Source organism: Bradyrhizobium sp., from assembly GCF_049691595.1.
Classification (GTDB): Bacteria; Pseudomonadota; Alphaproteobacteria; order Rhizobiales; family Xanthobacteraceae; genus Bradyrhizobium.
Window position 1 is genome coordinate 1 of the sequence record NZ_JBAVNZ010000196.1, and the last position, 10,158, is coordinate 10,158.

At 62.1% G+C, this 10,158-nt stretch carries 9 protein-coding genes; 2 read left to right on the top strand and 7 right to left on the bottom strand.

What is annotated here, in order from left to right; all coding sequences use genetic code 11:
- The 4 genes from WCE35_RS09055 to WCE35_RS09070 form a co-directional block, all read right to left on the bottom strand.
- Positions 1 to 360, bottom strand: a 360-nt coding sequence (locus WCE35_RS09055; RefSeq protein WP_424593005.1) for a branched-chain amino acid ABC transporter permease, incomplete at its 3' end; no start/stop codon positions are given.
- Positions 361 to 362: 2 nt separating this feature from the next.
- A complete protein-coding gene (locus WCE35_RS09060) occupies positions 363 to 1,298 on the bottom strand; it encodes a branched-chain amino acid ABC transporter permease (protein ID WP_424593012.1) in 936 nt (311 codons plus the stop codon).
- An 88-nt stretch (positions 1,299 to 1,386) separates the two neighbouring features.
- Positions 1,387 to 2,811, bottom strand: a complete 1,425-nt coding sequence (locus tag WCE35_RS09065) for an MmgE/PrpD family protein (protein WP_424593006.1) — start codon at positions 2,809 to 2,811, stop codon at positions 1,387 to 1,389.
- Between the two features lie 33 nt (positions 2,812 to 2,844).
- On the bottom strand, positions 2,845 to 3,783 hold the full coding sequence (locus tag WCE35_RS09070) for an NAD(P)-dependent oxidoreductase (protein WP_424593013.1): 939 nt from the start codon (positions 3,781 to 3,783) through the stop codon (positions 2,845 to 2,847).
- A 418-nt stretch (positions 3,784 to 4,201) separates the two neighbouring features.
- Here WCE35_RS09070 and WCE35_RS09075 point away from each other — a divergent pair, with 418 nt between their 5' ends.
- Positions 4,202 to 4,882: a hypothetical protein gene (locus tag WCE35_RS09075; RefSeq protein WP_424593007.1), complete on the top strand. Its 681-nt coding sequence runs from the start codon at positions 4,202 to 4,204 to the stop codon at positions 4,880 to 4,882.
- Here the strand turns inward: WCE35_RS09075 and WCE35_RS09080 are convergent.
- Both WCE35_RS09080 and WCE35_RS09085 read right to left on the bottom strand, forming a co-directional pair.
- Complete coding sequence (locus tag WCE35_RS09080) at positions 4,879 to 5,274, bottom strand: hypothetical protein (protein ID WP_424593008.1); 396 nt, start codon at positions 5,272 to 5,274, stop codon at positions 4,879 to 4,881. The two genes, WCE35_RS09075 and WCE35_RS09080, sit on opposite strands and share 4 nt — an antisense overlap.
- Before the next feature lie 110 nt (positions 5,275 to 5,384).
- The gene (locus WCE35_RS09085; RefSeq protein WP_424593009.1) at positions 5,385 to 7,160 is read right to left on the bottom strand and encodes a PHA/PHB synthase family protein; all 1,776 of its coding nucleotides are present in this window, start codon (positions 7,158 to 7,160) and stop codon (positions 5,385 to 5,387) included.
- 422 nt (positions 7,161 to 7,582) lie between these two features.
- Here WCE35_RS09085 and WCE35_RS09090 point away from each other — a divergent pair, with 422 nt between their 5' ends.
- Entirely contained in the window at positions 7,583 to 8,152 is a 570-nt protein-coding gene (locus WCE35_RS09090; RefSeq protein WP_424593010.1) for an HPF/RaiA family ribosome-associated protein, read from the top strand.
- Positions 8,153 to 8,416: 264 nt separating this feature from the next.
- Here WCE35_RS09090 and lon read toward each other — a convergent pair.
- The coding region (lon, locus tag WCE35_RS09095; RefSeq protein ID WP_424593011.1) for an endopeptidase La at positions 8,417 to 10,158 on the bottom strand (1,742 nt) is incomplete at its 5' end.

Sequence of the window (10,158 nt, forward strand, 5' to 3'; positions counted from 1 at the left end):
CGGGTAGGCGAGCATCGCCAGCGCGAAGTAGTGTCCCTGCAGCCGGAGTGTCGGAAATCCGATCAGCAGTCCGGCAATGCCACCGAGCATTGCCGCGACAGGGATCAATGCCCAGGGCGACAAATCGAAATAGATCTGGCCGAGCGCGGTCGCATAGGCGCCAATTCCGAAGAAGGCCGCATGGCCGAACGAGATCAGCCCGGTGTATCCGCTGAGCAGGTTCCATGACAGGCCGAACACCGCCCAGACAGGAACCAGCGTCAACACCAGCTGGTAGTACGAATTGGTGACGCTCAGCGACAGCGCGGCGTAGAGCGCCGTAAAGACCAGAACCGGGAGGAGCGATCGCGATCCCTGCATCGTCAGGTCCTCTCGACCATGCGGCCGAAGAAGCCCTGCGGGCGGAAGAAGATGATCAGGAGAAAGACGACGAAGATGGCCGCGTTCTGCAACTGCGTTGGCAGCACGAGCGTCGACATCTGCTGTACCAGACCGATCGTCATGCCGCCCCAGAAGGCGCCGATAATGCTGCCCATGCCGCCGAGCACGACCCCGGCATACATGACGATGACGTATTCGACGCCGACAAAGGGATGGAACGGATAGTTGGTAGCGAGCAGGCCGCCGGCAATCGCGGTGATGCCGGAGCCGAGCGCGAAGGCAACGCGGTGCGCGCGATCGACGTCGATACCCATATAGGTTGCCGCGGTGGGATTATCGGCCGCGGCACGCAGGGATTTTCCGATCCGCGATCGCGTGATCAACAGCGTCAGCAATATCATCGTTGCGAACGAAACAACGGCATCGATCCCGCGCGCCTTGTTGACGAAGATGCCGATGTCGAAAAACGGGCCGAGCTCCCAGGCCGAGCTCGACAGCGGCGTGCGGATGGATGCCAGCACCGAGCCGAATACGATCAAGCCGCCGTTCTGCAGGATCAGCGCGATCCCCAGCGTCAGGATGAGCTGGGCATAGTGGCCTTCACCCTCGAGTGAGGAGGTGCGTGTGCCCGATACACGCGAGATCAAGGCCAGGTGAGTAGCGTAGCCAAAGACCGCCAGCACGGGACCGGCAAGCAGGATTGCGACGAACGGCCCGACGGCGTTTCCGAAAGTGGTCTGAATGCCGAACGCGGTGAAAAGATAGAACGCCGCATACATGCCGAGCATCATGAAATCGCCATGGGCGAAATTGATGACCCGCATGACGCCGAAGATCAGCCCGAGCCCGACACACATCAGGCCATAAATCGCACCAATCAGCAATCCGGCGGTCAACGCCTGCAGAAAGCCTTCCAGCGCCTGGGTCACCGGCGACCTCGCACAGGGCCGCGGAGATTTTTTCCGCCGGCGCTTGCCGGTGTCGTTGCGTGGGTCACCAACCTCGTCATTGCACTATCCATTGCTGTCGACCGCTGCTGGTCCTGACGCTGGTCATTGCTTGCTTCGGATCAGGTCGGCACAGGGCGGCGATGACGCGGCAGTCCGAAAGGGACGCGCAATTGTCGACAGCCTCTTCCAGATGCCGCGCGGGCTCGTCGCCGATCACCTCGGCGGCAGCCTGCCGAAAGCGGCCGCGAATTTCCCGCGGCGTGGCGGCAATGACGTTGTCGAGGCGCTGATGGATGGTATTTCCATTCTGCAGGCGTACGCGGACCTCGGCGCCCTGGTTGGCCGGGAATGCGGCGGTGAACATGGCCTCGCTTCGCAGCTCGGTCCGGTCGACCAGGCGAAGAATATTGGGATCGTCGATCTGCGCATAGTTGCCTTCCTCGAGCACGCCGCGCGCGAGCACGGCGGCGACGCTAAAGGGAATGCTCATCTTGGCCTGCAGCGCATTGCGGAAAGGTCCCTTGGAATCGCAGCCGGGATAGCGAGCCGCTGCCTCGGGGACGCGTATCGAGACGGCCTCGATCTCTCCCGGCTTGTCAAGCTCGCGCGCGGCGCGCAATGCCGCCTGCGCGGCGGTTTGCGCAAAATTGCAGGCGGGCGCCGGCTTGTTGTAGACCATCATGATTTCAGGCCGGCCGGCGAACAATCGGATGTCGGCCGGTGCAGGCTGTCGGCGGTAGGCGGCGAACAGTCCGGCCCCGCCCTCGATGATCGTTTCCGAGGCGCAAGCGCCGGCTTCCGCGAGTTCGATTGCCGCAATCGCATTGCGGGCTGCAAAACCCGGATGGAAATACATTTCGGAGCCGCCGCCACGCGGCCATTCGTTCAGGCCCGACGATGTGTTGGCGGCAATGGAAACAGCGCTGGTCGCCGCATCTTCGCTGAGACCGAGCGCACGGCTTCCCGCAAGCGCGGCGCCCAGCGGCGCGACGAGGCCGGTCGGCCGGTAGAGGCGCGCCAGATCGGCGGTAAAAAGCGCGCGGCCGATCTGCGCTCCGGCCTCATAGCCGACGATCGCAGCCGCAAGGAATGTCGCGCCGGGCAGCCGCGTTCGCTCCGACAAGGCGAGCAGGGTCGGCCAGAGCACCACGCCGTGATGACAGATGCTGGCGGCGTGCATGTCTTCGCGCACCAGGCCGTGGCCCATCGTCGCGTTGGCGAAAGCCGCATCGCCCGGTGTCGAAAGCTTGTTCGTCCCGATGACGGTTGCGCCATTTTCGGTTTCGCGCGCGATACCGATCGCCTGCCGGCTCCATGGGTGATGGCGTGCCTCGAACGCACAGGAGAGAAAATCCAGAAGGCAGATCCTGGCCTTGGCAACGACGTCCGGATCGAAGCGGCCGAGTTCGACGGCAAGCGATGTGCGCGCCAGCTGCCGCGCCAGGGAAATTTTGCTTGGATCGGTTGACCCGGTGCTCATCGCAATCGCCCCTCGTTCGACGGCCGCTTGAAACTAGCCGCGCATTTCCACCCCGGCCCATTCCTCAAGGACTTTCGCGATCGACGTGAAGTCGGATGAAGCGCCGAACCTGGCGTTGGTAATCGCCAGCATCTGCCGGACCACCGAACCGCAGACCATCGGAACGCCCATTGCCTCGGCTTCATCGACGCAAAGCCGTACGTCTTTGTAGGAAAGGCCGGTGGTGAAGCCGAAATCGAAGGTGCCGGGGAGCACCGCGCGGGGGAACTTGTCTTCGGATGCGCTGTTCCGCCCGCTGCTGGCATTGATGATGTCGATCAGAACCCTGGCGTCGACGCCGCCCTTGACGCCCATCGCCACCGCTTCCGAGGTAATCACAAGGGCAGCCGCCGCCATCAGATTGTTGGCGAGCTTCGCGGTCTGCGCCGTGCCCGGCTTGTCGCCGGTATAAAACAGCTTTCCGAAGTTCTTCAGGATCGGCTGGACCGTTTCATAGGTTGCTTTCGGGCAGGACACCATGACCGCGAGCGTACCGTTCACCGCACCCTTGATGCCGCCACTTACGGGAGCATCGACCAGCGTCAGGTTCCTGGGTTTCAGGCCTTCGGCGACCAGCCTGGCTGCGCCGGGTCCGGTGGTCGACAAATCGATCAAGATGCTGGCGCGGTTTCCTGCAATGATTCCATCGGGCCCCAGCGCGACTGCCTTGACGATGTCAGGGGTCGGCAGGCTGGCCAGCACGATATCCGCGGTGGAGGCGACTTCGGCGGGTGACTTTGCAAGACGTGCGCCGCGCGCAACAAGCGCTTTGGTGGCCTCGCTCTGCGTGTCGTAAACCGACAACGAATAGCCGGCGTCGAGCAGTCGCCCGGCCATTGGTCCGCCCATTCGGCCCGTTCCAACAAAGCCGATCGTGCCTTCCGCCATCGTTTTACTCCCTGTCGCGTCGCATGAGGCGAACGCTCTTGTTATTGTTGTCGTTGTGGTTGTCGAGGGCAGGCTCAAGGCTGCTTTCCGCGAATGTCCGGATTGTCAGTTAATCTGTCAAGCATAAGGTTGCTATCGACAGGTTGCGGCCCGCGGGAATGGGATTTGAAAGACGGTAATTGAGGAATTCGCGCCGTGTTGCAGGATCAGGGGCAGGGCGCCGGTGCAATGCTCGCGAATTTCGTTGCCGCCACGTCATGGGCGGATGTCGCCACGCAAAGTCATGACGCGAAACGTCGGTCCTGAATTTCTTCGCCACTCTGCTCGGTTTGGCCTGTGATCCGGCGGTGACGTCCGCGCTGCGGGCATTGTCTCCATTCAGCGGCGCCATCCGGCGAAGGCCGCGAACGCCCTTGCCCGCGAGCTTGCGTCACGGGACGTTTAGCGAATGAGTTCCAAGCCAATGTCACCGGAAGACGTGGTCCGAACGATCCTGGACGCCGATGCGACGGGGCGTGCGCTTGATATTGCGAAGCTCGCTCATCCAGATTTCTGCGCTGACTTGAAGCAGCGGCAGGTTTTCTCTCTGAAGGCGCAGTCCGGGTCGGATGCTGTTTTGGGCCCTTCTGCGCTTGAGGGAAGATCAATCGACGAAGCGCGGGCGCTCCTGAGGGGCACACTCCGCGCGGTTTTTGACGTCGCTTCGATCGAGGAACTAAAGGCAATCGACAGCGTCTCTTTTGTCGAGCGCGTGCTGGCAGCTCTTTATTGGAGCCTGCCTCCGCGGGCTGGTCGTGGAGAACTCCTGGGTGTCGTGAGGCGAGGCGAAGAGGAAGTTCACGGCGTCATCGAACAACGTGGGTCTGCGCCCGGCGCCGTTGCAGGTTTCCCGGCCAAGTACCCCAAGGTGGTGGTAATGACTTTACGGAAGACAGAAGAAGGTTGGCGAAGCCTGTTGAATGGGGGATTGGCGATCACAGCGCACCACGGGATCCCGTTCGGAGCTCGCGGTATCACTGAACGCCAGGGGCCTATAATTGAGCAGCGCGGTGGCACCGGGTTGGACCGCTGCTCAACCGATGAATACCTGCGGCGGGCCGCGGCCTACCGCGGCCCGAGTTCTCCCGATTTGAGCGAGCCCTAGTAGTATCGATAATAATACCGGCGGCCATAATACGGCCTGCCGTAGTAATATGGCTCGCCGTAATAGTAGCCGTGACCATAATAGGGGCCTCCTCCATAGTAGTAGTAATCATCACGTCGTTGTTGAGCGGCGATCGCACCAGCGATTGTTCCGATCGCAAGTCCCATGAACGCCAATCCCGCGGCGTTGCCTCCTCGATGGTAATGTCGGTGACGGCGGCTCGAACTAAAATCAGTGACGTCGTTCGACATTCCGGCGGAGATGCCCACCGAGGCGTGCGACGCCGGGGCTGCCACCAGTGGCGAGTCTGACGTGGTGAGGGCCAAGGCCGTGATCATTGTCAACACGACAGTTCGGCCAGCCGACGAAATCAATGCTTTGCGTGCCATCATCTTGCTCTCCCGCGGATCGCGCCCTTGGACAATCTTACAGCGCGGCGGCCGACGCAAATTGATCGAGGTCAATTATTTCCTCTGCGGGGAGCCACTCTGCCGTCCGGCTCTCACGTTCTGAAAACGTAGCAACCGGGCGCTGGCCCGTAGCCGGGAAAGCCGCGCTCGGCGTTTCGCAAAAACGATGGAGCAGCCCTTGCGGAGGAGGAGTGTGCGTCCAGCCAACGCACCCATTCCGGCCACCAGGATCCCTGCTGACATGGCGCCGAAACAAACCAGGTATCAGGATCGACATATTTGTCCGATGCCGCGCAAGCGCAGACCCGATAGTAGGCGCCAGGCTTGCCCGGCGGACTGACGACGGCGCCGTTGTGCCCTCCGCCGGTGAGGACAAAGACCGTGTCCGCGGAACTTTGGCGCTTGATCTTGTAGACCGATCGCCATGGCGCGACGTGATCGCGTTCGGCGCCAAGCGCAAAAATCGGCGTCTTGATGTCCCTGGGAGCCACGGCGCTTCCACCAACCTGATAGTTTCCAAGCGAAAAGCCGTTATCGAGGAACAACTGGCGCAAATACTCGCTGTGCATCCGCGCCGGCATCCGCGAGGGGTCGGCGAGCCATGCGTCGAGGCCGCCGGGCGCATGGGGCTCGCCGACAAGATATCTCTCGACAAATTGCGAGAAGATCATCTCATTGGCGCGAAAAACGGAGAACGCACCGGCCATTTGCCGGGTATCGAGATAACCTTGGACATGCATGACGTCCTCAAGCAGGCGGACCTGATTTTCGTCGATGAACAACATCAGCTCGCCGGCTTCCTCAAAATCTGTCTGCGCGGCAAGCAGGCTAAGACTGGCGAGCCTGTCATCCCGATCGCGATCCATGGCCGCCGCGGCGATCGCCAGGATGGTGCCGCCCAGACAGTACCCCATCGCATGCAGCTTCTTGCCGGGGATGATCCGACCGATCACGTCGATGGCCGTCATCACTCCCTTGCTGCGGTAATCGTCAAATGAGGTATCTCTCGATTCCGGGCCGGGGTTGTTCCAGGAGACGATAAACACCGTAAAGCCCTGATCGACCAGATAGCGCACGAGGGAGTCGGATGGGCTGAGATCGAGAACATAGTATTTCATGATCCAGGCAGGAACGATCAACACGGGCTCTTCGCGCACCTGCGGTGTTGTCGGCGCGTACTGAATGAGCTCCATCAGTTCGTTCCGGAACACCACCTCGCCGTCAGTGAGCGCGACGGTTTCGCCCACTTTGAAGTCTTCCAGACCTTTCAGCTTTTTGCCGCACCCGAGGCGGACGAGATCCTGAGCAAAGAGCGATGCGCCCGAGGCGAAATTGGCGCCGGCTGTGCGCCAGGCGGCGTCCAGCACCACCGGATTTGTCCAGGCGAAGTTGACCGGAGCGAGGGCGTTCAAAAGGAAGCTGCCGAGGGAATCGACGCGCTTTGCATGATGGCGGGCCATGCCGGGCATTTCGCGGGCAGCCGCATGCCATTGTGCTTCCGCGGCCAGCTGAGCCTGCACCAGAAGGCTGAACGGCGGACGGTTCCAGCGCGGGTCGCGGAAGCGGCGGTCATGGGAATCCGGCCTAAGGCCCCAATTCAATGCCTCGCCATCCAGAAAAGCCAGATAGAACGCGACCGTCACTTCCGTGGCAAGCTCACAGAGCTCGATCTGCCGGCCAGGCGAAAGCACCAGGTGGAAAGCCCAATCCTCCCACGCCTGCAGGGCGGCCCACGGCGATTGTGCGCCCAGCATTATTCCGAGCTGCCCGCGGAGCGCGCGGTGGAATTCGTGCATCGTCAAGCTGCGATCATTGGCGGGGGCGGCAGCGGGATCCAAACTTGTGACTGGCCCTTGTTCGGCGGTCATTGCAGTGTTCCAGGATCATTCGACGACGTTCCGTTATTCCGAGGCAGCGGCTATTTGATGTTCGGCAGTTCTTAAAGTATTGCTGCGCAGACAAATCTGATTGACCCGCATCAACGCGGGTTCGATGTGAGGCGACGAACAGCAATCCCCCGCCTGGGGAACTTCGACCCGCCTCGTCCGCATCCGCTCCGATGATGGCTCGAGCCAATCGCCATCAAATCCGGAGTTGGATTCACCAAGGCCGAAGTTGACGCAGATCAATGGAAAAGCCGTGCGGGAGGTCTAACAAGTCGGCAGGGTTGATTGAATCGGCCGGTCACCTAGTGGTGCGATCTTCAATGAATGGAGGCGCGGCGGAGCGAGTGACGATCTTCTGAAATCAAGAAGCGCTATCGCACCCCCGTTGTTCGATGGAGAGAGGAATGCAAACGCCGGTCCAGGTAGAATTTCAGGAAATGGCCGCCAATCCCGCAATTGACGAACTGGTAACGGAGCATGTGAAGAAGCTTGAGCGACGATATGGCCGCATCACCGCATGCAGGATCGTGATCAAGGGTCCCGGCCATCATCACCAGACCGGCGGCCTGTACGACGTCAACATTCGCCTGGCACTGCCGGATGGCCGTGAAGTCAATATCGGGCGGACGCCAAGGCAAGACGAGCGGCATTCGGAGCCGGCGTTCGCCATCAATGATGCATTCAAGCGGGCGCGCCGGCAGCTCCAGGACCATGCGCGGCGACTGGAGGGGAAGGTCAAGAGCCACGAAGGTCAGCCTGTCGGAACCGTCGTGCGAATAGACCCGGCCGGCGAATTTGGGTTTCTTCGATCAAGCGATGGCCAGGAGATTTATTTCCATCGAAACAGTTTTCTGGGTGGAGAATTCTCCGAGCTGAGCGTTGGTTCTCGCGTCATCTTTGCCAATGAAATCGGCGAAAAGGGACCCCAGGCCAGTTCGGTGAAGCTTCTCGGAAAGCACGGGATGCGGTTCTGATCCGCGCAAGTCTGCTCCGCGCAAGCGCGGTGAACGATCCTGATGTCCCCGCAGGCAGGCTCGCCGGCGTCAAGCCGGCAGTCTCGACGGATGCGCATTGCGGCGATGCATTCGAGTGCATTGCGGTTCGGGATTGATCAGGCGCGGCGTGCCTCACTGGCGGCAAGCGACCTGCGCGATGCAAGGCCGCTTGCCGAGTTGCGCAAACCGCCGAAGCGACAGGCGCAACCGTAGCCACGCCGACGGCAGGACATTATCGCGCGGCTACGGTGGTCTTGCGCCGTTTCCCTCCAACGCGGCGGCAATCGCATCGTCCACCCGCTCGAGCCAGACGAATTCGAGGCGGCTGCGGGCGCCAGGCGGAATGTCGTCGAAGTCACGGCGGTTTCGTGCGGGCAGCATGACGCGGGCGAGGCCCGCGGCGGCGGCGGCGACGACCTTTTCCTTGATACCGCCGACCGGGAGAACGAGGCCGCGCAGCGAAATCTCGCCGGTCATCGCGGTGTCGCTTCTGACGGTGCGGTCGGTGAGCAGGGAGGCAAGCGCGATGAACATCGCCACGCCGGCGCTCGGCCCGTCCTTGGGTGTGGCGCCCGCGGGTACGTGGACGTGGATGTCACTCTTTTCAAACAGCAGGGGATCGATTGCGAACTGCGAGGCGCGGCTCTTCACCAAGGTCAGCGCGGCCTGCGCGCTTTCGCGCATCACCTCGCCAAGCTGGCCGGTCAGGATGAGCGACCCCTTTCCGGGCGTGCGCGTCGCTTCGATGAAGAGAATGTCGCCGCCAACCGGCGTCCAGGCCAGACCGGTCGCAACACCGGAAATACTGGTGCGCATGGCGATCTCGTTTTCGAACCGGGGCTGGCCAAGCACCGTCGCGATATCCTTTGTGGTGAGAACAACCCGGCTTGTGCTGCCTTCCGCGACCTGGACGGCCACATTGCGGAAGGCCTTGCCGATCTCGCGCTCCAGATTGCGAACGCCGGCCTCCCTTGTATATCCCTTGATGATCATCCGCAGCGCGTCGGCGTCGATCTCGGCCTGTTCGGCCTTCAGGCCGTTGGCCTCCAGCTGCCGGCGTATCAAATAACGCTGCGCGATCTCCAGCTTCTCATCCTCCGTGTAACCGGCCAGGCTGATGATCTCCATCCGGTCCAGCAAGGGCACCGGAACGGTATCGAGCATGTTGGCGGTAGCGATGAACGCGACGCGTGAGAGATCGAACGGCACGCCGAGATAATTGTCGCGGAACGTCGCGTTCTGCTCGGGATCGAGCACCTCGAGCATCGCGGCGGAAGGATCGCCGTGAATCCCGCGGCCCATCTTGTCGATCTCGTCCAGCATCATGACACAGTTGCGCGATCCCGCCTTCTTGATCGCCTGAATGATGTTGCCGGGCAATGCGCCGATATAGGTGCGCCGGTGGCCCCGGATTTCTGCTTCGTCATGAACTCCGCCGAGGCTGACCCGGACGAACGGTCGCTCCATCGCCCGCGCAATCGATTGGCCCAATGAGGTCTTGCCGACGCCGGGCGGGCCGACGAAGCAGAGGATCGGCCCGTGCAGGTCGGCCTTGAGCTTGCGCACGGCGAGGAACTCGAGGATGCGGTCCTTGACCTTCTCGAGGTCGTAGTGGTCGCGGTCGAGGATCTCGCGCGCGTGCGCCACGTCGAGGTTGTCCTCGCTGCTGTGGTTCAAAGGCAGCGTGATGATCCAGTCCAGGTACGTGCGGATGACCGGGTACTCCGCGCTCTGCGGCGAGATGTTGCTGAGCCGGTCCAGCTCGCGCCGCGCGGCCTTGTCGGCCTCCTCCGGGAGCGCCAGCTCCTCGATCTTCTGGCGGATCTCGTTGACCTCCGCCTCCTGCTCGTCGGTCTCGCCCAGCTCCTGCTGGATGGCGCGCATCTGCTGCCGCAGGAAGTACTCGCGCTGGCTCTTGTCGATCTCGCCGCGCACGTCGCTCTGTATCTTGGAGCCCAGCTCCAGGACATCGAGCTCGCGCGTGA

Excerpts from the sequence above, each read along its gene's own strand:
- WCE35_RS09080 (WP_424593008.1), bottom strand. The coding sequence starts at position 5,274 with ATGATGGCACGCAAAGCATTGATTTCGTCGGCTGGCCGAACTGTCGTG.
- WCE35_RS09085 (WP_424593009.1), bottom strand. The coding sequence starts at position 7,160 with ATGACCGCCGAACAAGGGCCAGTCACAAGTTTGGATCCCGCTGCCGCC.
- WCE35_RS09065 (WP_424593006.1), bottom strand. The coding sequence starts at position 2,811 with ATGAGCACCGGGTCAACCGATCCAAGCAAAATTTCCCTGGCGCGGCAG.
- WCE35_RS09090 (WP_424593010.1), top strand. The coding sequence starts at position 7,583 with ATGCAAACGCCGGTCCAGGTAGAATTTCAGGAAATGGCCGCCAATCCC.
- WCE35_RS09075 (WP_424593007.1), top strand. The coding sequence starts at position 4,202 with ATGTCACCGGAAGACGTGGTCCGAACGATCCTGGACGCCGATGCGACG.